Source organism: Acidovorax sp. JHL-3 (genome assembly GCF_000526295.1).
GTDB classification, from domain to species: Bacteria; Pseudomonadota; Gammaproteobacteria; order Burkholderiales; family Burkholderiaceae_C; genus Acidovorax; species Acidovorax defluvii.
In genome coordinates this window covers 91,070-114,390 of sequence record NZ_JAFU01000003.1, presented here as the reverse complement: position 1 = coordinate 114,390, position 23,321 = coordinate 91,070, and the positions used below count along the sequence as shown (strand labels likewise).

Here is a 23,321-nt window from a genome sequence, read left to right as displayed (position 1 = left end):
CGCTGAGCGCAGTGGCTTTGTTTGCGGCAAGCCTGTTGTGCCTTGCGTGGCACTACACCCGCGCACTGCGTCAACAGGCGCGCGGCCAAACGACGCGATCCGTTCCGCAGTGTGTTTGCATTCATTGCAACCGCGCTGATCGCCAAAGTGCTCGACCGGGGCCGTCCAACGTCTTGGCGCCAAGACTTTGAATTTGTGATACCAGTGACTTTTTGCAATGCTGATGTTGTCATCGAGGAGAACGCTTGAGCTTGCTTTGCCATTGATTGTGGTGGCCGCCGTATGGCAACACGCCCCGCAGCTGTATCCCCACGCGTATCTCGCACCACGACCGTTGGGAAGCACAGCCCAAATTCCGGTTTGAACGCTTGAAGCATCGGCGTGCTTCTTCTAATATTGACAGCCCAACAGTCCAACTCGCTTGCATCGATCAGTCCCATGTAGTGCCTCACACCTCAGGTCGGCCCCTCCCACGGAGGGTACTTACAAAACCCGCCGAGCCATGTCTCGGCCAGGCTTGCACCTGATGTGATACCGCGCCGCCTCGGCGGCCCTTTCCGAGGGCTGTCAGCTTGTCTCCCATGTAGTGGCCGCTTGGCTTGCGCAAAATCGCGCGGGTCCATACAGCTTGCCTATGAAGGAGTGTGTTGACATGCGTTTTCGAACGAACTTACAAGCTTTTCTGGAGGGCGCCTACCTTGGGAAGCCAAGGCGAACGCCATGCCAGGCAAAAGGGGGAAGCGATGACCGCAAACCTACCTTGAATCCACTGCCTTGATGAATCTTTTGTGTTTGGGTCTGGCTCCATCGGCTACCTCGGATACCCTTCGCACCCCACAGAGAGATCCATGCACGCGAAGCTTCACTGCGCGGGTGCGCGGGTCGAGGCCACGGTTCTTGGGCCGATGCAGCAATGCGCTATCCCCTGTGCTCATTCACGGAGAGGAGCGCGCGCATCTTGGCCAAGGCACGAATTGCCCGGGACTGGTTTCATACCGACTGGGGCGGGGCATGTCCGCGAGGGGCAACGTCTACTGTTCGCGTCGTCAACATTCGCTTCAGACGGGGTCGCATTGGTTTCCCATGCGACCACCTGCGGTGATGGCCCGCCGAGGGGGCCCGTCCATGGACATCAGAGCTGAATCGCAGGGCATTTGGCATCCGCTGGGGCACCTTACTACCTTGCTTACCGTACACCTCTATTACGGCGGTCAATCTGGCGATTTTGGTGGCTACGCGGCTTATCTGGGGTACTACGATGTGGAAGGACGTATGTATGGCTCCGTGTGGCTCCCCCAACTGTCGCCAGAACTCGATGACCTCTGAAGAATTGATGAACGGTGGTCCAGACCTACCGGTATCGCGATGCTGTGTGTTCGTGATCGGTGGACTCACTGCCAATGCCATTTCAGGAGAGCTTCGTGGGGTTTCCTCCGTGGATCGGCGGTGCCCGTGGGTGATGGCCTCAATCGATATGCGTTTACTTCCGACTTCGAGCGTTGGCTGGCGACCTGCCCACTAGTGCACAAAGCGCAGCCATGATGCGAAAGACTACAAACTGGCCGCCATGGTCACCGGGCTGACGTAGGCCAGGTTGGCCGCTGCTCGATATGTGCGTTGCAGCGCGTGCGGTGCCATGGCTCCGGTGATCAGCGTGCCCGGTGCGCCACACACTTCGCAGATATGCACCGACAACTTTTCTACGTACACAACCATTGCCGCGTCAGCCGGGTCGAGAGGAAAGAACCGCAGACTGAGGGCGGCCCCCATTTCTCTCTCGTAACAAGTGCGCGTGCCTGACGCCCCCAGAGTCAGCCCGCGCCTGCAATTGTTCCAACAGCACTTCGAGCAGTGCTACCCAGCCAGGTCCTCCCAACACGGGTGGCCAATGCGTGTAGATCAAGGGATACTTTGTTTCGAGTCTGCAACCCTCATAGGGGCTCTCCAACGCTCTCGAAGAAGTGCCTCCAACCGATCTCGCTCAGCTGAACGCTGCTCCAACGTCCAGTCAACCTTGTATCCGAATCTTCAGCAGCAGGCGGTAGTGTGTTCGCAAGTTGTCCAATCCTCTTTGCTGCAACGGATTGACGGCGCACTCGCACACTGGACAGCTCGACGTCACGCAGGATCTGTCGAAAGGTGCCAAACCAATTCGCAGCCGCGACAACTAAACGGGTAACCCTTTTAGGGCATCTTTGAAAATCATTTCGTTCCTGCTGGAGATCATTTCGGTACGGCTGGACCCCCCGGAGCCCGCAGCTTGCGGATCACCAAAATTCCTTCCGACTAAGCCGCTCAAAGACAGAAGAGAAGGCTATCAGCGCCTCAGCGTCCCACTCGACAGCATTGGCAGTTGCTGCAACAGATGCCACTGTCCTCCTCATGTTCCTGCGCCCTTCGCGCCACTTGCTCAATCAGACTCGTTCGTGGCACAGTATACATACCTCACATCGCAATCCAGCCCGTGAGCAAGCTTGGAGAGGGTTCGTAGCGTAATGCTGCCTTCAGCTTCGGCTATTTCGAGTTTTCTCACGCCCTGGCGCGCTGATTTCCAATGCGGCACCCCCAGCGCGTTGGAACTCATTCCGAAAGCGAGCCTGATCGTTCTGACCCAACCACACCGGGTGCGCCATCACGGTGGAGCCTCGCGTATTCGCGGAGCTGCGCATCCAACTCTGCCAAGCGGGTGACGTTCAAGCGACTTTTCAAGGGACAAACGGTGAATGCGAGATGAGGCAACACTTAAGTTGCGCGCGATCAGTACGAGCGCAACCCACAGCTTTCCTTCGGCTCGGTCGCAAGCAGCTTGCGCATTGCCACACGGAAAGTTCAGCTATCTTCGCACGCAAGGTCCCTTATGGGACTATTTAGTCCATAAACTTTTGAACAAACTATGTTGCGCGAGCAGAATTTGGATCATGGCTGCTTCGGCGAGACCGAGCTGACCGCACTGCTGGAAGTCGGAGGGTGGGAAGCGATTCTGCCGAGTGCTCTGAAGGATCGTCAGCTCCTTGCAGTCGCAAATCAGATGCGAGACCTCGTCCTCGACCAGCACGCTGACGCTTCAGGTGGCACTGGGAGCGCCGCGCTCGCGATGACACTGCTGCTCATCGCGGTGACCGAGCCCAAGCGATGGGGCCCCGGCGACCATCTCAACATCGAAATGGAAACCCTGCACGATGTACTGGAACTACTCAGCGCCCGCATCGACCAGGAAATCGTGGACAGAGTGCTACAGCGCCGAAACGAACGGTCAGACGTAACGCTGATTCAGGCGATCAGAGAACTGACTCGGTAGGAAAGCCAACAGCGCCTGGAACGCCACTAGAGGGTGCTATCGGAACTAGCACGGCGAAATCCTTATGGATGGTCTTCAAAATTTCGTTGATCGACTGGCCATCCAGCTCCGAGCAATAGGCTGCGGCAACAAGGGTCAGAGGATGAATTTGCAGGCTTGCAGCAAGACTCTCAATCGCCCGGATGCTTGGCACCTGATGACCCTGCTCAATACGGCCCACGTGCCGCCTGCTGGTGGAGTTGAGCAAGTCCTCCTGGGTCGCGCCACGTGCCGACCTCAGGCGCTTCAAAGCGCGACCAAAATTGGCTTGGATTGGCGCGGTGTGTCGAGTCGGCATTGACTCGATTTCCGCTCAATGAGACTAAAAAGACCACGACCAACTAGTCCCATTTTGGTTGAAATTAGCCTTTTTACCTATGCCTAGCTTATGCGGTTCTTGATCTCATGGTGCACCAAGTCTACCGAGTGCCTAGAAGGGTAGCCGATGCGTAGTTGAGATCGAAAAGCTGATCACCAGTTGATACGTTGACGGACCGGTGTTCAGGGCGCAAGAACAGCATTTGCGGCACCGGTAAACGGGGTGCACCTGAACATCCAGTCCGCTCGTACCAGAGCACCGACTCTGATCATGAACACCCTGTCGCTGTTCACTTTCCACGGAGCGATGCTGCTGCCGGGCAATCGCTCGCACGTTGTGGGTCCGCTGCCTCAAGCTGGCAATGGTGAGGTGATCTGCAGGCTGCAGTGGGTTATGGGGCGAGGAGGCGGTTGGCATCTGCGCATCTTGCAGGTTGGCAGGTATTGCGCTTCACACTTGAAGCCGTCATTCGAGCCCTATCAACATCCCAAATGCAAGATTAATACGCCCTTGCTTCTCATATTTATTTAATATAGAAGATCCATTCGTCTCAATGCACCGAATGCTTGACCTGCTTTTTTGAGTTTTGAGTGCGTGACTAACGCCTGGTTTAATTTAAATGTCAAAAAATCATCGTTGCAGGAATTGAAATGCTCTAGATTTCTTACCAATCGACCCAGTCGTTGACCAATGTGCTTGAATATCTGTACATTTCGAATTAAGTGCCAGTCACTGACTGGCAAGTCATTGAAAATCCATGAATCAACAGCTTCCACAACGAAGATGACCTTTAGCCGACTAGCTAACTTTGACGATCGATCTGTTTTTTGAGCACCCCAATGGAGAGCATTTCGGAGCGACCGAGCCACGGACCGCTTATGGGCAGACTTCGGACCGTTGAGAAAACGCCCAGACGCTTTCACGCAGAGGCGCACGCAGGTCTAACTGATCGTTGGGCGCCACACGCATTCCTTGATCGAACCGCCCGGATTAGCAGGACAGTCGATGCGCAAGCTGTTGGCGAGGGCGCGCAGAAGGAGGACTGATGACCATATCGAGTGGGCTGACGCAGGTGACCAGATGAGAGCGGCCATACGCAGCAAGAAAGAGAAAGCAGGCGAAACCTATGCGGTTGACAGACTGGACCCGAGCAAAAAGGGCCTATTGCGCTGAGCTACACAAGCTTGCATTTCCCTTGATGGGAGAGGCTCCTGAGATTTACGTCCCTGAGCGGACCATTCTGCGCATGTCGGACGGTGCGCAGATGCACGTCTACTTATGGTGTTACCTAGAACGAAAGTTGATGCCCGGCAAGGTTTATGAGTTCAATCCTTCCAGTCTATCTCCCCAGCGCGTTAACGATATGCCTAGGGCCATTGAGCGTTTGTCCAAGCGATTCCGATTTAACAACGCCCGTCCACGAACGGTAACCCAGGCACTGCACTTCTTGGCCAGCATTCTGAACTGGCTAGACGAGCCTAACCACCAGGGACGCTATGAAGCAGTCCTGAGCGACCCCGACCTGGCACTGGAGGCGCTCAAACAGCACCACAGCTACGTGCGGCAGCGAATGCAGGCAAATCGCACCGGGAATAACTTCGGCCAGGCGGCAGCGTCGAACCTCGACACCAATGCCATCAAGATGATGTCCGTGGTTCACGACCGGGAATACGGCGACGAGATTGAACCTATTCCGTTTTTCCATAGCGAAGGTGTCAAGCCTCCCAAAACTGAAAGTGTGGCCGGCTTCATGGCATGCTTGCAAGGAGTCTTCGACTCGGTGACGGAGATCACGCTCGATGCTCAGTTGGATGCCAGAAAAGAAGCGCCGCTCGGCGCCCTGCGTTGGGATACGGGCGAGATTGCGCACTCGGTCGAGATTCCTCCTCAGACTCGCATTGAGCGACTGATGGAGCTTGGGTGTGTCGCTTACGCAGGATTGTGCTTGGGTGACTCGGGGGCCAACCTCGCTGCGATACAGTCCTACGAAGAACCGGAGGATATGCAAGAGCAACTGGCGAACCCAGAAAAGATCAACTTGCGCCACAAGGTCATCAAGTTCCGAGCCGGAGGAAAGGAGGTGCCGGTCCACCTGACTGTTACCACCTTCACACGCTTGCGGTCCTACTTGCGCCTCCGGGAAGCGCTTCGTTTGCGGCTTGGCTGCCAGGACATCAGTCCGATGTTCATTCAAACGGTTTATGGATTGCGCGCTCGCACCGAAATGCCGCTAGGTATTACTCCTCTGGGATCGAACTTCACTGCTTTATTGCGCAGGAAGTTCCGCTTCGTAGGTATTAACTTGCCTGCGGTCACGATGCAGCAGTTGCGTGTCTATAAATCTGGCATAGTTATCAGAGAGCACAACCCCAAGGTGGCTGCCGACATGATGGGGAATTCGGTCAGCACGGCGATCCGCAAATACAGCAAGATCACCGAGGCAGAGTCGCAGTCGGAAGTGGCCCCTTTCCTCACCTCATTGACTTCCGTAGTCCGGAACCGGTTGGAAGCCGAGAAGCTGAAGAGTGACACTCCTCTCACCGCCATCCCTATCGGGGGCTGCGCAGACCACGGCCATCCGAGGGCTCTGACGGAGGAGCCGCTGGTGAGGCCCGATTGCAAGAAAACCGAAGGTTGCTTCTTCTGCGACAAGTACCACGTCCATGCCGACGAAGGGGACTGCATCAAGTTGATGTCGTGCCGATCGGTGCTGGAGCGCTTAACCCCTGGCCCCGGTAGCACCGGTGCGGCCGAACGGGTCTATGCCGTTGTGATCGGTCGCATCGGTGTCCTGCTCAATGAGATGAAACGACTCAATCCTGAAGCGCATGAACGAGCTCGGGTGGCAGTTGAACATGAAGGTAGGCTCAGCCGCTACTGGTCTAGCAAGCTCCAACAGCTGCACTTGCTTGGTCTGCTGTCGCCGCCTAACTCCCGACTCCACGATGCCGGCTAGCTGCGTCTCGCCTCCACTGCATTTTTGCTTTTGCCGACGTTTAATCTCGAACGACCATACATGAGAAAAACAGACCTTCAGACTCAGCGCGGCACTGCTCCGAGCCTGTTGCAGGAGGGGCTGGCCTTTCTGGAAGCAGCGCCTCCGACGCATGTTCATGGTGATATTCTAGGATCGTCGACGGCTTCGGGAGTGGAGCCATACTTCGATTCTCAAACTGTCGTCACCCGGGACAGTCAGGACCAGCCTTTGAGTCGTTACCGGGATCGGGTGTGGGACCTAAGTTCGATGAATATGGACGGCATGCACACATCGTGCAACCTCTACTTTTTCGAAGCACAGGCTCTATCAGTTTCACCTGAAGCCAGCAGACCCGAATTGGCTGCGCTCATCCGCGAGCAGCAAAAGGCGCTGTTGTGGCTACATATTGATACTGGGCGCCAAAGGGCCTCGAGAACGACCGTAACGTCGAATAACACGCTGACCAGGCTCGCCCAAGGTGCCTACCAACGCGGTGTCACGTTGTTCGATTTGTTCTGCGAACCGGAGATGCTTGGCGAAGAGTCGGCGGAGCTAAACTCCAACTATGCCCAGTCTGCTAGAGCCCTGCTCAGGACGCTTTGGCGCCACCGCGACTTCCTCAAGATTCGGGTTGAAGTCCATCAGAAGCGATTGAGTGAGACGATCCGGCGATCCGCCCCCTCAAAGGAGACCAAGAACCAGACGCCCATCATTCCCTCACGAATCTATTGCGCAATCCTGGGCAGTCTACTGGACAGTTTGGATGTGCTTGAGCGAGATCTAGACACTCTGTTGGATGCCTATCGACAGGAGCGTGCTGCCACTCTGTATGCGCCGGAAAACCTGAGCCCAGGAAAGCTGAGCATGCATCGCAACATCCAGCTCGAAGAAGTCCACAAGGTTATGAGGACGAAAGGATGGGGGCATGCGAGCCTCCGCGGGTTTATCGCTGGTGAACTCTCCTTCGTTCAGCTCAAGTTAATGAACCTCGTGATTGCCTTCACAGGTATGCGAATCGGAGAGGCGAGGATTCTGCCGCTGAAAGGAGTGCTTGAAGAGGTGGACTACGGAGGGGCCTTGCATTATGTGCTCAATGGCTACACGCACAAGCTAAATGGAGGTCGCAAGAAGCCGGCCAGTTGGGTTACAAGTCGTGAGGGGTATCGGGCGATACTGCTTGCTAAGCGGATCTCGTCGACCGTCCTAGACGTGTTGAAGAATTACATCCCCGGAACGGATGACGATGCATTTTTGTTCTGCACGCTGGACAACCCGTACAAGAAGGCGGGAGCTCCGCCAATCTACAAGAGATTGAACGATCAACTTATCCCTTCAATCTGTCCCATCGTCACGCAGGCCGACATTGATGAACTTAATGCTATGGAATTGGAGCGGAATTGGCTGCGCGAGGGGATTAAGGTCGGGAATCCCTGGCCGCTGACCTTCCATCAATACCGCCGTAGCCTGTCGGTATATGCCCATCGCTCGGGCATGGTGAGCCTGCCGGCCCTCAAAGGGCAGTTGCAACACATCACCGACGAAATGCGAGCGTATTACAGTGACGGGTTCTGCCGGGCCGTCAACCTAGTTTTCGACAAGGACCACTTCAGCCACGAATGGACTGCCGCCAAGGCAGAGTCGAGCTTTCTGGCTTACAGCATGGCATTGCTGTTCTCGGACGAGGACCTCATTGGGCAGGTTAGCGGCCGCGGGGCCGCGAGGATGGCGAAAACGGTATCCAGCCGCTCCCGGCAAGAGACACTGAAGCTCTTTCGTGACGGCAAACTGGCCTACAGGGAGACTGTTCTGGGAGGGTGTACCGCCGTGGAAGGCTGCGATCACACGCCATTGGAACCCATCCCTTGGGACTGCGTGGAGAAGGACTGTCCCAACGCAGTCGTGTTCGGCAAACGCCTTGGCATGCTCATCAAGACACAAGAGACGGTGGTCGCGACACTGGCGAAGGAAGATCAAGGCAGCGTGGAGCACCGACTGGAAGTTGACCACCTGCGGGTACTCCTCAAAGCGCGCCAAAAATTCCTGGAGGCCGAATGAGCGCCAGGGTACAAGTCGACAAGTACTTCGCCGCCCTGGAGCGTTTGAAGGTCCGCAAAAAGCCAATCAACAATGATGCCGTGGCTCTCGAGGCGGGATGCGGTAGGGGCAGCATCAAGAAGTCTAGGCCAGCCTACGCTGAACTAATCACGGCCATTGAGGCTGCAGCTAAGGACCAGGCCGAGGGCGAAGTCGCCTCAGACCCTGTGCCAGCCCTTCGCCAAGCCATTGGCGAAATTACGAGGAGGCTGGACCAGTCCCTGGACCGGGAGCTGGCCCTACTCCACGAACTTTACGACCTGCGCGCGCAAGTCAAACAGTTCGAGGAGGAGAACCGACTTTTGAAATTGGGTCGGCTCGTCCAAGTGCGATGATTCCCATTCCCAAGCATATGAGCCGTTGCACGAAACGATGCAGCGGTTGCCTAACTTAAACCACTTTGCCTCCACGAAAGCCGTGGCGATTCAGATGTCCATGGCCCAGACCTGATTGGCGCGGTCGATGGTGAGCTCGCGCAGCAGGTACGGGTAGACCTTGTGGCCGGGGTGCTTCTTGCTGGTGTTGGGCTTGCGGTAGATCGCCTGGACGCACATGCGATGCACCAGCGTGCGCACATGCCGACGCCCCGCCATGAAGCCTTCGCGGCGCAGCATGTCACGCAGCATGCGGCTGCCGGCAAAGGGATAGTCCAGGTGCAGCTCGTCGATGCGACGCATCAGCTTGAGATCATCCTCGCTGGCCTCCTGTGCCTGGTAGTACACCGTGCCCCGGCTGATGCCCAGTAGCCGGGCCTGATGGCTCACGGGCAGGTCGTGATCGCGGTCGATCATCGCTTTACGCTCAGCAGTCCCGCCTTGCTGAGCGCTCCTTGCAAAAAATCGTTCTCCAAGGTCAGCAGACCGATCTTGGCGTGCAGATCCTTGAGGTCAATGACAGGCTCATCTGGCTTGCTGTCGGCACCGAACACGTCGGCGGCGCGGTCCAGTAACTGTTTGCGCCACTTGATGATCTGCGTGGGGTGCAGGTCGTGTTTTTGCGCCAGCTCGGCCAGAGTCTTGTCGCCACGTACGGCCTCCAGCGCCACTTGCGGCTTGAATGCCGGCGAGTGATTGCGGCGGGGTCTTCTGCTCATTACTTGCTCCAGTCTCGGGGGCCATTCTCAGGCCCGTTCAGGGGGAGACTGCGCTTATCGGACTGTACAGATTTTCAGGACCATCTCTGTAGTGAACCTATTTCACAAATATTTTGTTGATCAGCAATCTGTCTAAATACTGAGCACTTGTATACGCAGCATACGCTTGCCACTCATCTCCTTTTGCAGGGTCTGCAAAATCACAGACGGATTTGAGAACAATTGCACGTGTATCAGTTTGACCAAGATAGAAAACCGCACTCAATACACCATAGGCCTCCATCTCAACCCCTATAGTTTTTCTATTCTGCGACTGAATTAGTTCCACAGTTGCGGTATCTTCCAGCACCACCGCCCCGCTAGCAACTGGACCAACACGCAATGAGAGGCTATGAGGAGGACGCTTTCCCTTAAACCCGACATATATCTCATCCAAATACTCACGCGAAACAGAAAGCGTACGAAAAATTGATGCGAGTCCCGGCTCCAGGGGAATCTGTGCGGGCTCACTAAGTAGCACCACGCGACCTTTCTTCACGGGGTCGTCTCAGAAAACGGAAAATAAAGCACGCTAAGGCGTCGCCGCCCCTGCCAGGCTTGCCCCGCCCTGTAGTGACGCGATCAACGGGCAGGAAACATTCCCCTTTCGTGCATGGCAGGCGCACACGAGTTCAGACAGCACGGTTTCCATGCGCGCCAAGTCGGCCATCTTCTCGCGCACGTCCTTGAGCTTGTGCTCGGCCACGCTGCTGGCTTCCTCGCAGTGGGTGCCATCGTCGAGCCGCAGCAGCTCGGCGATTTCATCCAGGCTGAAGCCCAACCGCTGAGCGGATTTCACGAACCGCACCCGCGTTACATCCGCCTCCCCATAGCGGCGGATGCTGCCGTAAGGCTTGTCCGGCTCGGGCAGCAAGCCCTTGCGCTGATAGAACCGGATCGTCTCCACATTGACGCCGGCCGCCTTGGCAAAAACGCCAATGGTTAGGTTCTCCAAAGTATTTTCCATATCGCTTGACTCCGTACATGAGTACGGAAGTAAGGTTACGCTATCCAATCCAAATTCAAAAGGCCAACGTATGTCTGAATCGCAAAACGGGCGCGGTGCGCTCTTCGCCGGCGGGCTGGCCGCCATCCTCGCTTCAACCTGCTGCCTAGGGCCGCTGGTACTGGTCGCCCTGGGCTTTAGCGGGGCCTGGATCGGCAACCTGACGGTGCTGGAGCCGTATCGGCCGATTTTCATTGGCGCGGCGCTGGTGGCGCTGTTCTTCGCCTGGAAGCGTATTTACCGGCCCGTGCAGGCATGCAAGCCAGGTGAGGTCTGCGCGATTCCGCAGGTGCGCGCCACCTACAAGCTGATTTTCTGGATCGTGGCCGTGCTGGTCCTGGTCGCGCTTGGATTTCCCTATGTCGTTCCCTTTTTCTATTAACCAGGAGTTCATCATGAAGAAACTGTTTGCCTCCCTTGCCCTCGCCGCCGTTGTTGCTCCCGTGTGGGCCGCTACCCAAACCGTCACGCTAGCGGTGCCCGGCATGACCTGCGCCGCCTGCCCGATCACAGTCAAGAAAGCGCTCTCCAAGGTCGAAGGCGTGAGCAAGGTCGATGTGGGCTTCGAGAAGCGCGAGGCCGTCGTCACTTTTGACGACACCAAGGCCAGCGTACAGAAGCTGACCAAGGCCACCGCAGACGCCGGCTATCCGTCCAGCGTCAAGCAGTGAGCCAGCAAGCCAACGACAACAGCGAGAGCCGCTTCATGGGACTGATGACACGCATTGCCGATAAAACCGGCGCGCTCGGCAGCGTCGTTTCCGCGATGGGCTGCGCCGCCTGCTTTCCAGCCCTCGCCAGCTTCGGCGCGGCCATCGGGCTGGGCTTCTTGAGCCAGTACGAGGGACTGTTCATCAGCCGCCTGCTGCCGCTGTTTGCCGCGCTGGCCTTCCTGGCGAACGCGCTGGGTTGGTTCAGTCATCGGCAATGGCTGCGCAGTCTGCTCGGCATGATCGGGCCGGCCATCGTGTTCGCGGCCACAGTCTGGCTGCTCGGCAACTGGTGGACGGCGAACCTGATGTACGTCGGCCTGGCCTTGATGATTGGGGTGTCGATCTGGGACTTCGTGTCGCCGGCGCATCGCCGCTGCGGCCCGGATGGTTGCGAACTCCCTGCGAAACACGGCTGACCGTGCTAGACGGCGGCCCACACGAATAAGGAACGATGGTATGACCACTCTCAACATCACCGGCATGACCTGCGACTCGTGCGCGGTTCACGTCAAGGACGCCCTGGAGAAAGTCCCCGGTGTGCGCTCGGCGGAAGTGTCCTACGCCAAGGGCAGCGCCCGGCTCGCTATCGAGGCCGGCACGTCACCCGACGCGCTGACGGCCGCTGTGGCCAGACTAGGTTATCGGGCCACGCTCGCCGATGCGCCCGTGGCTCCGGTGGGTGGCGGACTGCTTGGCAAGATGCGCGAATGGCTGGGCAGTGAGGACAAGGCTGGCGGGGACGGGGGCAAGCTCCACATCGCCGTGATCGGCAGCGGCGGCGCTGCGATGGCGGCGGCGTTGAAAGCCGTCGAGCAAGGCGCGCGCGTCACGCTGATCGAGCGCGGCACCATCGGCGGCACCTGCGTCAATGTCGGTTGCGTGCCGTCCAAGATCATGATCCGCGCTGCCCATATCGCCCATTTGCGCCGGGAAAGCCCGTTCGATAGTGGTATCACGGCCGCCGAGCCGACCATCCAGCGCACGGCGCTGCTGGCCCAGCAGCAGGCCCGCGTCGATGAACTGCGCCACGCCAAATACGAAGGCATCCTGGACGGCAACCCGGCCATCACCGTGCTGCATGGCGCAGCCCGCTTCAAAGACAATCGCAACCTGGTCGTGCAACTCAACGGCGGCGGCGAGCGCATCGTGACGTTCGACCGCTGTCTGGTCGCCACCGGCGCGAGTCCGGCCGTGCCGCCGATTCCAGGCCTGAAAGACACCCCTTACTGGACTTCCACCGAGGCGCTGGTCAGCGAGACTATCCCTAAGCGCCTGGCCGTGATCGGCTCATCGGTCGTCGCGCTGGAACTGGCGCAGGCGTTCGCCCGACTCGGAGCGAAGGTGACGATCCTGGCGCGCAGCACGCTGTTCTTCCGAGAAGACACGGCCATCGGCGAAGCCGTCACGGCCGCATTCCGCATGGAAGGCATCGAGGTGCGGGAACACACCCAGGCCAGTCAGGTCGCCTATATCAATGGTGAAGGGGACGGCGAATTCGTGCTCACCACGACGCACGGCGAACTGCGCGCCGACAAGCTGCTGATCGCCACCGGCCGCTCACCCAACACGCGCAGCCTGGCGTTGGATGCTGCGGGCGTCACGCTCAACCCGCAAGGCGCGATCGTCATCGACCCCGGCATGCGCACCAGCGTGGAACACATCTACGCCGCCGGCGACTGCACCGACCAGCCGCAGTTCGTCTATGTGGCGGCGGCGGCCGGCACCCGTGCCGCCATCAACATGACCGGCGGTGACACGGCCCTGAACCTGACCGCGATGCCGGCCGTGGTGTTTACCGATCCGCAGGTAGCGACCGTGGGCTACAGCGAGGCGGAAGCACACCATGACGGCATCGAAACCGACAGTCGCACGCTGACGCTGGACAACGTGCCGAGGGCGCTTGCCAACTTTGACACACGCGGCTTCATCAAGCTGGTCGTTGAAGAAGGTAGCGGACGCCTGATCGGCGTGCAGGCGGTCGCGCCGGAAGCGGGCGAACTGATCCAGACCGCCGCGCTGGCGATTCGCAACCGGATGACGGTGCAGGAGCTGGCCGACCAGTTGTTCCCCTACCTGACGATGGTCGAGGGGCTGAAACTCGCGGCGCAGACCTTCAACAAGGACGTGAAGCAGCTTTCCTGCTGCGCCGGGTGAGGAAAAGGAGGTGTTCGATGAACGCCTACACGGTGTCCCGGCTGGCCCTTGATGCCGGGGTGAGCGTGCATATCGTGCGCGACTACGAGGCGCGATACACCAGGTTGCGCCCGTGGCGCTCCTGGCTCACCAGGCCAGCATGGGCCAACTCTTTGAGGTGAAACGACAGGGTGTTGGAGGCTACTCCCAGCTGCTCGGAGATTGCGCCAGGGGTGAGACCATCCTTGCCTGCCACGACGAGTGCGCGGAAGACACGGAGGCGTACCTCTTGAGCAAGCGCTGCAAGCGAGCGGACAACTTCAGGCTCATTCATTTCTCATGAATACACCAATTATTGAAATATAAGCCGGCTAAATCCACTCCTATTTGCATGGCGAGTGGCGGCTCGGGAAATGCGATTCGCCCCAATGGCCGTGATGAGTGGCACGCTCCAAAATCACACACCCTGGCTCGACCATCGAGGTACGCAGTCCAAAAGGCGCCAGCATCGGTCAGGGGTGGCGGCTTGCATCCGAAATCCTTGATTGAAGGAATCAGTCAGTAGACTGATTGGTCTTCTCTCAGGGCCGTCAACAACAACAGAAGGGATTTCTCGACTGCGGCACGATCCCGCTCACTCAGGCAGGCAAGCAATTGCACTGCGTGGTCATCCAGGGCAGCATTCCAATGATTGACTGACTGAAACCCTTCGTCGGTGAGCGTGACCAACCATTTCCGGGAATCGGCGGGATTGGGCTCCTTGACGACCAGACCACGGGTCGCCAGTGCGTCAACAGAACGCGACACCCAACTTTTTTCGCGTCCAACCCGCCTGCCCAGTTCAGTCATCGCAAGCGTCCCGGAGCGCTCCAGTTCGGCGAGCAGATTGCATTGGCTGTTCATCTTGCTGTTGCGTTCCACTGACCTACTTTGCGATTGTGTGAACAAACGGGCGACCTCCCGCAACAGACTTCCCGAAATGGCCGTTGTCATTTTGGTGCGTATTGCAGTGGATAGTATGAAGTCTTGGATTTTTCGTGTGGCCAACTCTTCCACTCAAGAGCCAAGGCGGTCGGCTCATAGCGCCGAAACTAGCTAGGACGTGTTGAGAATCAGCGAGAGTTGATAACCCCAGCTGCGAGATAGATCATCGCTGCGAAGCTGCTATCCGTCTTGTCGCTGCGCATTGCGATACGTTTGAACTCCTTGAGCTTGCAAAAGAAGTTCTCGATCAAGTGGCGCCATTTGTAGACCTCCAGGTCAATCTCCAGTGGCGCTCTCCTGCGGGGCATCTGTGAGATCACCACCTGCGCCCCGCGCTTACCCAACTCCTGGATCAGCCAATTCACATCGAAGGCCTTGTCGGCAAGCAAGGCATCAAAGCGCACACCGGCAATCAGCTCTCTGACCCCTTTGGTGTCGTGGCGCTGCCCTGGCATTAAGACGAACTTCACCAGATTGCCCAATGCATCTGTCAGCGCCAGTATCTTCGTGGTCATGCCGCCCCTCGAGTGGCCTATGGCCTGGCCCGAAGTCCCCCTTTTGCCCCCTGGCCGTGCCGATGCACTTTCACAATCGTGGCATCCACCATCGCATATTCCATGTCCGGCTGCTCGCTCACTGCATCGAACAGACGTTGGAACACATCGGCCTTAACCCAGTCTCTAAAGCGTTTGAACACCGTGTTCCACTTGCCGAACTCTGGCGGCAGGTCTCGCCAGGGGCTGCCTGTGCGGGCAATCCACAGCACTGCCTCAACGAAGCGGCGGTTGTCTGTGCCGCTGCGTCCAGGATCACTTGGCTTGCCAAGGCATTGAGGCTCCATCTTGGCCCATTGCTCGTCTGTCAGTACCCATCGAATGCTCATGCGCCTATTGCATCACAGCCCTCCGAGCCGTTGCGCTTGATTCTCAACAGCCCCTAGTGGAAGTGAGCATGTTCAGCCAGCTATGCGGTCTGGCTACCTTCGTGCCCTTCGAAGAAGGCGCAGGCCATTGCCCACGACCAGCAAGCTGGCCCCCATGTCTGCGAAGACCGCCATCCACATGGTCGCGGTGCCGACCACCGCCATCACCAGGAAGACGCTTTTGATACCCAGTGCCAAAGAAATGTTCTGCCACAGAACGGCGTGAGTATGTTTGGACAGTCGCACCGTCTCGGCTACACGCTGCAGATCGTCGTTCATGATGACCACATCGGCTGCTTCCATGGCCGTGTCGGTTCCCGCCGCACCCATGGCAAAACCGATGTCAGCCTGCGCTAGCGCCGGCGCATCGTTGATGCCGTCGCCGGTCATTCCAGTGGCGCCATAGCGCTTTTGCATTTCCTTGATGGCGTCGAGCTTGGCTTCGGGGAGCAAATCGCCACGGGCTTCATCAATTCCGGCCTGGGCAGCGATGGCCATTGCCGTGGCCGCGTTGTCACCCGTCAGCATCACCGGCGTCACTCCCAGCGCCTTGAGGTCGACGATGGCCTGTTTCGACGTCTCGCGAATGGTGTCCGCTACCGCAAACAGCGCCAGGACGCGCGATTCGTCCGCCAGGAGGGTGACCGTGCGGCCTTGTTTTTCTTGGATGGCCAGCTCCGCCTCCAACTCCGGACCGCACAGTCCTTGCTCATGGATCAGACGGTGATTGCCCAGCGTCAACCGCACACCATTGACCATGCCTTCGACGCCGCGCCCGGGCAGCGCTTTGAAGTTTTCAGCCTCGGGCCCCTTGATCTCCAGTCCCTGGACGATTGCCTTAGAGACAGGGTGGTCGGACCGAACCGCAAGGCTGGCAGCCATTTGCTGGACTTCCGTTTCATCAGCACCACCCCACACCTGCCACTTCACCAGCTTGGGTTTGCCTTCGGTGATGGTGCCGGTCTTGTCGAGCGCCACCGCCTTAAGGAGCCGGGCATCTTCCAGGTAGGTTCCGCCCTTGATCAGGATCCCGCGGCGCGCTCCTGCAGCCAATCCGCTGACCACCGTGACCGGCGTGGAAATGACCAGAGCGCACGGGCAGGCGATCACCAGCAGAACCAGGGCCTTGTAGAGCGCCTCCAGCCAGGTAAGGCCCATCAGAAAAGGAGTAAGGACAGCTACCGCCACGGCAATGGCGAAAACTGCGGGGGTGTAGATAGAGGCGAACCGGTCCACAAATCGCTGCGTCGGAGCGCGCGTTCCTTGCGCTTGTTCGACAGCTTGGATGATCCTGGCCAAGGTGGTATTGCTCGACAAGGCCGTAACCTCGAACTCCAGTTCACCGGTCTCGTTGATCGTGCCGGCGAACACCTGGTCTCCAGGTGCCTTGTCCACGGGGATGCTCTCGCCAGTCACAGGGGCCTGGTTGATGGCGCCGTTGCCCTTGGTCACCATACCATCCAGCGGCACGCGTTCGCCAGGCTTGATGCGCACGGTCGCTCCAATGGCCACCGAGGCCACCGGTGTAGCGGTCCATGCTCCGTTGGTGCCCAGTACCAAAGCCTCTTCGGGCGCCAGTTCCAGCAAGCCCTTGATAGCGTTTCGGGCCCGGTCCACTGCCTTGGCTTCGATGAGCTCCGCAATCGCGTACAGAGCCATCACCATCGCGGCTTCTGGCCACTGACCAATGAGGAATGCGCCGGTGACGGCCACCGACATCAGCGCATTGATGTTCAGCCTGCCGCGCAGCAGCGCCGCAATGCCTTTTTTGTAGGTGTCGATGCCGGCCAGCCAGATAGCCAGAGCGGCAATCGCCATGCCGGCCACTTTCCAAGCCATCTGGTCTGGCGCGAAGAACGCGAGAACCTCAGCCCCCGTGGCGAACACGAGTGCGGCAACCAAACGTGAGATGCCGCCTGCAAAACCATGTCCATGGTCGTCGCCTTCGGCGGATCCAACCACGTGTCCCCCCTTGGCTTCGCCCGCGTCTGCCACTGGCTGCGGATCGAAGCCCGCTTTGCGGATCGCCTCCAGGGCCAAGGGATACGCACTTTCTTGCGCATCGATCTTCAGCGTGCGCGCACCAAGCTGAAATCCCAAAGAGCGGATACCTTCCAGTGGCTCCAGCGCCCGACGGATTTCCGCCTCCTCTGCGCTGCAGTCCATGGTCGCGATTTTGAAAAGCTTGCCCTGGCTGATTTGGGGGGCTGATGCCGTGGCCACGGGCTGCGGATCGAATCCCGCTTTGCGGATCGCCTCCAGGGCCAAGGGATACGCACTTTCTTGCGCATCGATCTTCAGCGTGCGCGCACCAAGCTGAAATCCCAAAGAGCGGATACCTTCCAGTGGCTCCAGCGCCCGGCGGATTTCCGCCTCCTCGGCGCTGCAGTCCATGGTCGCGATTTTGAAAAGCCTGGCCTGGCCAGAAACGCTGGCGGTCACATTGCCAGGCGTGGCAGGACTTGAACGACCTGCGGAACAGCAGGAGTCAACGCTTGTGGAGGTGCTGGTTTCTGGTTTCATGGCCTAATTGGAAACCCTATAGTGACTTTAAAGTCAAGTGGTAGCACAGAAATGCATCGTGCGGCGTTCTACAGCAAGCTCATTTTTGAAAGCGGAGCAATGAAAATTGGCGAACTGGCCAAGGCCACCGGCACGCAGACAGAAACCATCCGCTACTACGAGCGGGTGCAACTGCTGCCGACAGCAAAGCGCACGGAAAGCAACTACAGGGTGTACGACGGTAGCCACGTCGAGCGTCTGGCCTTCATCCGGCACTGTCGCAGCCTGGACATGACACTCGATGAGATCCGCGTGCTGCTGCATTTCAAAGACGCGCCCGGTGAGAACTGCGGCGCGGTGGACGCGCTGCTGCAGGCACATATCGGGCACGTGGTTGACCGTATTCGAGAACTTCAGGCGCTGGAAGCAGAGTTGCGCAGTTTGCAGCGGCAGTGTTCATCTGGTCATTTGGCCGGGGACTGCGGCATCTTGGGCGGTCTGGTAATTGCCGCGCGTCAACACAACCACATCCCACCAGCCCCACCCATCGAGTCGCATCTGCCTGGAGTGCATCGCGAAATCGGTACCGGTACCAAACAGCGCGGCGTCAAGCACTGACTTACCAACCCTACCTTGACGCGCGCCGGCCGCCCGAGGGTGATGCACAGTCCGATTTTTTCGTGCCGCTGCTGTACGACGTGGCGACCAAAGATATCCAATGATGCCCCTCCCTGCTTGACAGCAACCCTCAGGCGCGGCGCGTGACCCCTTAGTTCCGGTTCAGCGGGTTTTGCGCGACATACACGTTGAGCGACTTGCCCGTGAATCCGGCTGGCGCGATCTTTGCCAGGTCCACGGGCCGGCGATCGAGCCCGTTGAACGTCCACGAGAACTCCTTGCCTTCGCTGCGGAACGTGACCGTATCACCGTAGGCAACGTTCAGGTGCCGGGCGGTTGAGACATCCACGACTCGGGCTTTGGCGGCCTGCTGAGCGGGTTGACCGTAGAACGATTGACCGTTGGCAAACGTGTCAGCTGCCATGGCAGACGCAGAGGCCATGCCGAAAATAATGGCCACCTGGATGAGACGAGTCGAACGCATGTAGAGCTCCTTCTTGATGATGACCGCGCCGCCGATGCCGGCGCAGTGACGCCTTGGGGCGACATGAGGGACTCTAGCGATCCGTAACCAACAGATCGCGATCATCTGGATGACAAATTTGTCATCTGCAGCAGCGCGCAAGGTGCGTGTTTGTGCAGACCCAATGGGCTGAACTTCGCGGGCAGCTGGCTGCCTCATCGTCGGGCTATACGCATGTCTCGGTCACTGTAAAACCTGTGAACTTGACTCTGCACCCGCTACAGGGTTTTCAATAGCATCGGATCACAAGAAGGAAGAGGCGCAGGGAACGCGCGCACCGACTCAAGGCTTTGTCGATCGACGTGGCCGTGGGAATGACGCACCTGCCCATTGAGCGGCAGGCGCGCGTGATTGGGGCCGCCTGGCTGGACCAGCAGTTGATCGGCGGCGGTAAAGAGCTGGGCTAACTAGGGTTTGGCAGCGAGGCCAAGGAGGTACTACAGAAATGCGCCGACTTCCTGGCCGACCAGGGCCTGGCCGAGCGGCGCGGCCAGCGCATCATCCTGACGTGCAATCGTCTGGCGACGCTGCGAAACCGCGAGCTGTCGCATGCCGCGAAGACATTGCCGCTGAAACCGGGCTGGAGCATCGGTCCCTCACCGATGGGGAGCGCGTAGCTGGCATCTACCGGCGAAGCGTGATGCTCGCCAGCGGGCGCTACGCCATGCTCAATGACGGCTTGGGATTTAGCCTGGTGCCGTGGAAACCGGTGATCGAGCAGCCGTTGGGAAAGCAGGTTGCCGCGACGGTGCGCGGCAGTGGGGTGGCATGGGAAATTGGGCGGCGGCCTGGGCTTTCTCGAGGTTAGTCAGGCCGACGCCAGCGATCTTATAGGCTGGATTCGCCATGATCCGCTGGAACCGCAACTGAGGGCGATCAACCCGGGTAGTAGAGACGCTGACGTGCGTCGCGTTCGGCAGGTGACTCGTTCAGCATTTCGTTGATCACTTCCTGACGAGTTTTCCCTGGGCCCACATTAGGCACAGGCATTGGGTAGTTGCTCTCGCCATAAGACAGGAGTCCTTGCTGCATGGCAGCCTTGGTTTCCGCGATAACCTGCTCTCGCGTCTTATCGCTCTTCCAGTGTTCCGGGTGAACGATGATGCCCTTTTCATTGTTGGCAGGATGCTCGTATGCTGCCGAAGCCATCCCCGGTAGACCCAGGGTGACCACTGCGGCCACTGCTGCAATCATGGAAGAAGGGGAGAGACGACGTTGAGTCATGGCTAAGGTCCTTGTAGAAGTCAATAAAACTTGCATCTCCCATGCCTTTGCTAGGCGATGATGAGATGTGTTCATCGTAGAAACCCTGACCCAACAGAACGCGGACAGCACGATGACTTTTCTGTCATCTTTTGCTGTTTTTGACCTTATCGCGGTGACAAGGTCCTACCATGAAGACATGGGAAAATATCCTGCATGGGAGTAAGTGCGATGGAGTCGCTTCGGTCAATTGCAGAAAATCCAACCCGAAAACACGAACGCATCATGGATGCGTAAGTAGGATCACCGGCAACAGAGCCCCTTACAGAGCGCGGATTTTCATCCCGACAATCGTCACCCCGTTTTCTGACCATGCAACCGGCTCACCCTGGTGCATGCGAGCGATCGCGCCAACGATGGCCAAGCCGAGGCCATGGTTGCTTTGCCCATGGCTGCGAGCAGGATCGCCGCGGAAGAATCGATCAAACAGGTGCGGAAGTATTTCTGGATCGATGGTATCTCCGCAGTTAGTGACGCTGAGCAACACGCGGCCTCCATCAGAGGGCTTGAAGGTGACTTGGACGATCGAACCATTTTTTGCGTATCGGGTGGCGTTGCCCAGCAGGTTGGACAGTGCTCGGCGCAACAGCGGCACGTCAAAGGCGCCATGGGCATCGCCCACCACCTTGGCGGTGAGGTCGGCCTCGGCCAGCGCCGCCTCGTGGTAGTCCAACACGTCTGCAGCCATCGATGCAAGGCTCGCAACGGGAACGCGGCGTGCGCCCACGCCCCGATCCGCCTGGGACAGGAACAGCATGTCGTTGACAATGCCGGTCAGGCGATGTAGTTCCTCCAGGTTGGAGGCTAGGACCTCTCGCATGTCCGCCTGTTCAGGGCGCCTTAGCGCCAGCTCATTGTTGGCAATGAGCGTGGCCAGTGGCGTGCACAACTCGTGCGCTACGTCGGCATTGAAGCCCTCCATCTGTGAGTAGGCCTTTTCGATGCGTTCCAGGAGCGCATTGAACTGGTCGATTAGGGGCACGAGTTCAAGGGGTTGTTCTGCGCCGTCGAGCCGGTGGTGCAGGTTGTCCGCCGACAACGCACGCGTCTGGCTGACCAGTCTTCGAACGGGCGCCAGGCCCAGGTTGACCAGGGAGAAGCCACCCAGCGAAACCACGATGGCCCCTCCGATGGCTGCCACCAGCAAGGTAAGTGCAAGCCGGTGCAGCAGCTGGTTGTCCGTTTGGATGTCCAACGATAACCGGACGCGCAAAACCTTGGAGGGGGGCTGGCCCGCAGTCTGTGCAACCTCGAACTGCCGTTGACGCCACACCGTCTTCGCATTCTGGTTGCGGGCATGGGCATAGAGGACAAACCCATCGGCCTGCGCTAATTCGAGCGACAGATCTCCGTGTCCCACCAGGAAATCGTCGAGCTTGTGAGCGAGATCTTCCGAATTCTTGTGCTCTTTACTATCCGCCAGTAGATGCCGAATGACGTTTTCCTTTTGCGCCAACGTGTCCTCTTGGCGATCACGAAAGTTGAACTCGGTCACCAGATACACGGCCAGGCAGACCAAGCCCAAGCCTGCAAAGCTTTGCAACGCCAACCACCACGACAGCCTCTGGCGCAGTGAGCGATGTTGGATCAGTGCATTCATTCGTTGCGCTCTTCCATGATGTAACCCATACCCCGAACGGTGTGCAGCAGTGCCTTCTCGAAGGGCGCGTCGATCTTGTTGCGCAAGCGCCGGATGGCGACCTCCACCACGTTGGTGTTGCTGTCGAAATTCATGTCCCACACCTGCTCGGCAATCTCGGTGCGCGACAGTACCTCGCCGTTTCTTCGCAGGAACAGCGTCAGAAGCTGGAACTCCTTGGCGGTCAGCTCCAACTTCTGACCGCTGCGGAACGCCTTGCGCCGCACCAAGTCCACGTCGAGATCGGCAAGGCGCAGTTGCGTGGGCTCTGCCGCATCCCGTGTGCCATGCGTGCGCCTCAGGAGCACCTGGATGCGTGCGTTCAGTTCGGAAAACGCGAAGGGCTTAACCAGATAGTCGTCAGCACCTGTCTGCAGTCCCAGCACCCGGTCCTCGACGCTCACCCTCGCTGTCAACATCAAAACGGGTGTCTGCCTGGATTTGCGAAAAGCGGTGAGGAGGCTGAAACCGTCGATCCCTGGGAGCATCGCGTCCAGCACCAGCAGGTCGTACCCGCCTTCGAGGGCCATGTGTAGCCCATCCACGCCGTTGTGGGCCATGTCTACCACGTAGCCGACCTCTCCTAGTCCCTTGCGCAGGTACTCGGCAAGCTTGACTTCGTCTTCAATGAGCAAAATTTTCATGACGCCATTTTCGAAGCATGCGGGGTATTCAAATATTACGAATTTGTCATCTGGCTGTTGGTGTCTTGTCGCGGTTCGCTTTCTAAAGTTCATCTCGTGTCGCAAGGCATCGCCTAGGCAAATCGCCAAGGGCTTACCTGAACCCAGAGAAAAAACCATGATTGTTCGCAAACCCCTCGCGCTTTCCCTGATCGCCCTTGCCATCGGGGCTCCAGGTTTGGCGTCTGCATCCTCGCTGTATCACCCCGCAGATGGCGAAGTGGGATTTACCACCCATCCCGACCATTTCCAGAGCGCGATCTCCCGTGCCGACGCTCTTCAGGCGGTGACCGTCGCCCGTAAGGACGGCACACTGGCGATCATCGCGCGCGGTGGTGCTCTGCCTGTCAAGGCAATGAGCCCCTCCAAGACCCGTGAGCAGGTGCAACAGGAATACCTGAGCATGTCTGCCGCTGAAAAACAGCGTATGAAGGAAATGTACTCCGGCAGCTGATTTTCAACGCATCGCCTCTATC

At 58.5% G+C, this 23,321-nt stretch carries 21 protein-coding genes and 5 pseudogenes; 14 read left to right on the top strand and 12 right to left on the bottom strand.

Translation table 11 applies throughout. The annotated features are described in order from the left end of the window. Window positions 1–1,125 precede the first annotated feature (1,125 nt). Window positions 1,126–1,326, top strand: coding sequence for a hypothetical protein (locus tag K226_RS20010; RefSeq protein ID WP_162150985.1), 201 nt, complete (start codon window positions 1,126–1,128; stop codon window positions 1,324–1,326). Between the two features lie 1,567 nt (window positions 1,327–2,893). Next, a complete protein-coding gene (locus tag K226_RS0115335) occupies window positions 2,894–3,298 on the top strand; it encodes a hypothetical protein (RefSeq protein ID WP_024815550.1) in 405 nt (134 codons plus the stop codon). Here K226_RS0115335 and K226_RS19645 read toward each other — a convergent pair. Further along, the gene (locus K226_RS19645) at window positions 3,279–3,635 is read right to left on the bottom strand and encodes a helix-turn-helix transcriptional regulator (protein WP_081739428.1); all 357 of its coding nucleotides are present in this window, start codon (window positions 3,633–3,635) and stop codon (window positions 3,279–3,281) included. The two genes, K226_RS0115335 and K226_RS19645, sit on opposite strands and share 20 nt — an antisense overlap. A gap of 291 nt (window positions 3,636–3,926) precedes the next feature. Here K226_RS19645 and K226_RS19900 point away from each other — a divergent pair, with 291 nt between their 5' ends. The 4 genes from K226_RS19900 (at window position 3,927) to K226_RS0115320 (ending at window position 9,062) form a co-directional block, all read left to right on the top strand. Further along, on the top strand, window positions 3,927–4,187 hold the full coding sequence (locus K226_RS19900; RefSeq protein WP_155886554.1) for a hypothetical protein: 261 nt from the start codon (window positions 3,927–3,929) through the stop codon (window positions 4,185–4,187). A gap of 772 nt (window positions 4,188–4,959) precedes the next feature. Beyond that, window positions 4,960–6,612 (top strand): hypothetical protein, encoded by a 1,653-nt coding sequence (locus tag K226_RS0115330; RefSeq protein ID WP_238324278.1) that lies wholly within the window; start codon window positions 4,960–4,962, stop codon window positions 6,610–6,612. Window positions 6,613–6,672: 60 nt separating this feature from the next. Beyond that, the gene (locus K226_RS0115325) at window positions 6,673–8,688 is read left to right on the top strand and encodes a hypothetical protein (protein WP_238324277.1); all 2,016 of its coding nucleotides are present in this window, start codon (window positions 6,673–6,675) and stop codon (window positions 8,686–8,688) included. Next, window positions 8,685–9,062 carry a hypothetical protein gene (locus tag K226_RS0115320; RefSeq protein ID WP_024815627.1) on the top strand — a complete coding sequence of 126 codons (378 nt, stop codon included), beginning with the start codon at window positions 8,685–8,687 and terminating at the stop codon, window positions 9,060–9,062. The genes K226_RS0115325 and K226_RS0115320 overlap by 4 nt, the downstream gene beginning before the upstream one ends. A 93-nt stretch (window positions 9,063–9,155) precedes the next feature. On the opposite strand, the pseudogene K226_RS20330 reads toward K226_RS0115320, so the two are convergent. From K226_RS20330 to merR, 3 genes and pseudogenes are all read right to left on the bottom strand, one after another. Beyond that, window positions 9,156–9,820 (bottom strand): annotated as a pseudogene (locus K226_RS20330) (IS3 family transposase); the annotation flags it as partial. 97 nt (window positions 9,821–9,917) lie between these two features. Continuing rightward, the gene (locus tag K226_RS19895) at window positions 9,918–10,358 is read right to left on the bottom strand and encodes a hypothetical protein (RefSeq protein ID WP_155886563.1); all 441 of its coding nucleotides are present in this window, start codon (window positions 10,356–10,358) and stop codon (window positions 9,918–9,920) included. A 33-nt stretch (window positions 10,359–10,391) separates the two neighbouring features. Further along, on the bottom strand, window positions 10,392–10,826 hold the full coding sequence (gene merR / locus K226_RS0115305) for an Hg(II)-responsive transcriptional regulator (protein ID WP_004636746.1): 435 nt from the start codon (window positions 10,824–10,826) through the stop codon (window positions 10,392–10,394). A 70-nt stretch (window positions 10,827–10,896) separates the two neighbouring features. On the opposite strand from merR, the gene merT reads away from it, so the two are divergent. The 5 genes and pseudogenes from merT to K226_RS19640 form a co-directional block, all read left to right on the top strand. Next, window positions 10,897–11,247, top strand: a complete 351-nt coding sequence (gene merT, locus K226_RS0115300; protein WP_024815625.1) for a mercuric ion transporter MerT — start codon at window positions 10,897–10,899, stop codon at window positions 11,245–11,247. Between the two features lie 13 nt (window positions 11,248–11,260). Next, on the top strand, window positions 11,261–11,536 hold the full coding sequence (gene merP / locus K226_RS0115295) for a mercury resistance system periplasmic binding protein MerP (protein ID WP_024815624.1): 276 nt from the start codon (window positions 11,261–11,263) through the stop codon (window positions 11,534–11,536). Window positions 11,537–11,571: 35 nt separating this feature from the next. Continuing rightward, window positions 11,572–11,994, top strand: coding sequence for an organomercurial transporter MerC (gene merC / locus K226_RS0115290; RefSeq protein ID WP_009687871.1), 423 nt, complete (start codon window positions 11,572–11,574; stop codon window positions 11,992–11,994). A gap of 40 nt (window positions 11,995–12,034) precedes the next feature. Continuing rightward, a complete protein-coding gene (merA, locus tag K226_RS0115285; protein ID WP_024815623.1) occupies window positions 12,035–13,732 on the top strand; it encodes a mercury(II) reductase in 1,698 nt (565 codons plus the stop codon). Window positions 13,733–13,749: 17 nt separating this feature from the next. Next, window positions 13,750–13,827, top strand: a pseudogene (locus K226_RS19640) (transcriptional regulator MerD); the annotation flags it as partial. On the opposite strand, the pseudogene K226_RS19105 reads toward K226_RS19640, so the two are convergent. From K226_RS19105 to K226_RS0115260, 4 genes and pseudogenes are all read right to left on the bottom strand, one after another. Then, window positions 13,818–14,045 (bottom strand): annotated as a pseudogene (locus tag K226_RS19105) (ArsR/SmtB family transcription factor); the annotation flags it as partial. The pseudogenes K226_RS19640 and K226_RS19105 overlap by 10 nt on opposite strands. Window positions 14,046–14,269: 224 nt before the next feature. After that, window positions 14,270–14,632, bottom strand: a complete 363-nt coding sequence (locus K226_RS19345) for a MarR family winged helix-turn-helix transcriptional regulator (protein ID WP_238324276.1) — start codon at window positions 14,630–14,632, stop codon at window positions 14,270–14,272. A gap of 191 nt (window positions 14,633–14,823) precedes the next feature. After that, window positions 14,824–15,536, bottom strand: a pseudogene (locus K226_RS19635) (IS5 family transposase). Between the two features lie 135 nt (window positions 15,537–15,671). After that, on the bottom strand, window positions 15,672–18,140 hold the full coding sequence (locus tag K226_RS0115260; protein WP_081739432.1) for a heavy metal translocating P-type ATPase: 2,469 nt from the start codon (window positions 18,138–18,140) through the stop codon (window positions 15,672–15,674). A 99-nt stretch (window positions 18,141–18,239) separates the two neighbouring features. Between K226_RS0115260 and cadR the strand changes: the two genes are divergently transcribed. Further along, a complete protein-coding gene (cadR, locus tag K226_RS0115250) occupies window positions 18,240–18,737 on the top strand; it encodes a Cd(II)/Pb(II)-responsive transcriptional regulator (RefSeq protein ID WP_024815618.1) in 498 nt (165 codons plus the stop codon). 151 nt (window positions 18,738–18,888) lie between these two features. Here the strand turns inward: cadR and K226_RS19340 are convergent, their stop codons facing one another. Next, entirely contained in the window at window positions 18,889–19,362 is a 474-nt protein-coding gene (locus K226_RS19340) for a CzcE family metal-binding protein (protein ID WP_162150984.1), read from the bottom strand. 158 nt (window positions 19,363–19,520) lie between these two features. Between K226_RS19340 and K226_RS19630 the strand changes: the two are divergent. Further along, window positions 19,521–20,068, top strand: a pseudogene (locus K226_RS19630) (DUF3363 domain-containing protein); the annotation flags it as partial. Between the two features lie 68 nt (window positions 20,069–20,136). Here the strand turns inward: K226_RS19630 and K226_RS0115230 are convergent. From K226_RS0115230 to K226_RS0115220, 3 genes are all read right to left on the bottom strand, one after another. Beyond that, entirely contained in the window at window positions 20,137–20,484 is a 348-nt protein-coding gene (locus tag K226_RS0115230) for a DUF4148 domain-containing protein (protein ID WP_024815616.1), read from the bottom strand. Window positions 20,485–20,785: 301 nt separating this feature from the next. After that, window positions 20,786–22,123: a heavy metal sensor histidine kinase gene (locus K226_RS0115225; RefSeq protein WP_035242061.1), complete on the bottom strand. Its 1,338-nt coding sequence runs from the start codon at window positions 22,121–22,123 to the stop codon at window positions 20,786–20,788. Further along, on the bottom strand, window positions 22,120–22,806 hold the full coding sequence (locus K226_RS0115220; protein WP_024815614.1) for a heavy metal response regulator transcription factor: 687 nt from the start codon (window positions 22,804–22,806) through the stop codon (window positions 22,120–22,122). Before K226_RS0115220 ends, K226_RS0115225 begins: the two co-directional genes overlap by 4 nt. On the opposite strand from K226_RS0115220, the gene K226_RS0115215 reads away from it, so the two are divergent. Continuing rightward, window positions 22,790–23,299 (top strand): hypothetical protein, encoded by a 510-nt coding sequence (locus K226_RS0115215; protein ID WP_238324275.1) that lies wholly within the window; start codon window positions 22,790–22,792, stop codon window positions 23,297–23,299. The genes K226_RS0115220 and K226_RS0115215 overlap by 17 nt on opposite strands. Window positions 23,300–23,321: the final 22 nt, after the last annotated feature.

Coding starts and splice junctions, on each gene's coding strand:
- merT (WP_024815625.1), top strand. CDS start 10,897: ATGTCTGAATCGCAAAACGGGCGCGGTGCGCTCTTCGCCGGCGGGCTG.
- merA (WP_024815623.1), top strand. CDS start 12,035: ATGACCACTCTCAACATCACCGGCATGACCTGCGACTCGTGCGCGGTT.
- K226_RS0115260 (WP_081739432.1), bottom strand. CDS start 18,140: ATGAAACCAGAAACCAGCACCTCCACAAGCGTTGACTCCTGCTGTTCC.
- K226_RS0115215 (WP_238324275.1), top strand. CDS start 22,790: ATGAGCAAAATTTTCATGACGCCATTTTCGAAGCATGCGGGGTATTCA.
- K226_RS19900 (WP_155886554.1), top strand. CDS start 3,927: ATGAACACCCTGTCGCTGTTCACTTTCCACGGAGCGATGCTGCTGCCG.
- K226_RS0115225 (WP_035242061.1), bottom strand. CDS start 22,123: ATGAATGCACTGATCCAACATCGCTCACTGCGCCAGAGGCTGTCGTGG.
- K226_RS0115330 (WP_238324278.1), top strand. CDS start 4,960: ATGCCCGGCAAGGTTTATGAGTTCAATCCTTCCAGTCTATCTCCCCAG.
- K226_RS0115230 (WP_024815616.1), bottom strand. CDS start 20,484: ATGACTCAACGTCGTCTCTCCCCTTCTTCCATGATTGCAGCAGTGGCC.
- K226_RS20010 (WP_162150985.1), top strand. CDS start 1,126: ATGGACATCAGAGCTGAATCGCAGGGCATTTGGCATCCGCTGGGGCAC.
- K226_RS0115325 (WP_238324277.1), top strand. CDS start 6,673: ATGAGAAAAACAGACCTTCAGACTCAGCGCGGCACTGCTCCGAGCCTG.
- cadR (WP_024815618.1), top strand. CDS start 18,240: ATGAAAATTGGCGAACTGGCCAAGGCCACCGGCACGCAGACAGAAACC.
- K226_RS0115220 (WP_024815614.1), bottom strand. CDS start 22,806: ATGAAAATTTTGCTCATTGAAGACGAAGTCAAGCTTGCCGAGTACCTG.
- K226_RS0115335 (WP_024815550.1), top strand. CDS start 2,894: ATGTTGCGCGAGCAGAATTTGGATCATGGCTGCTTCGGCGAGACCGAG.
- merR (WP_004636746.1), bottom strand. CDS start 10,826: ATGGAAAATACTTTGGAGAACCTAACCATTGGCGTTTTTGCCAAGGCG.
- merP (WP_024815624.1), top strand. CDS start 11,261: ATGAAGAAACTGTTTGCCTCCCTTGCCCTCGCCGCCGTTGTTGCTCCC.
- merC (WP_009687871.1), top strand. CDS start 11,572: ATGGGACTGATGACACGCATTGCCGATAAAACCGGCGCGCTCGGCAGC.
- K226_RS19645 (WP_081739428.1), bottom strand. CDS start 3,635: ATGCCGACTCGACACACCGCGCCAATCCAAGCCAATTTTGGTCGCGCT.
- K226_RS0115320 (WP_024815627.1), top strand. CDS start 8,685: ATGAGCGCCAGGGTACAAGTCGACAAGTACTTCGCCGCCCTGGAGCGT.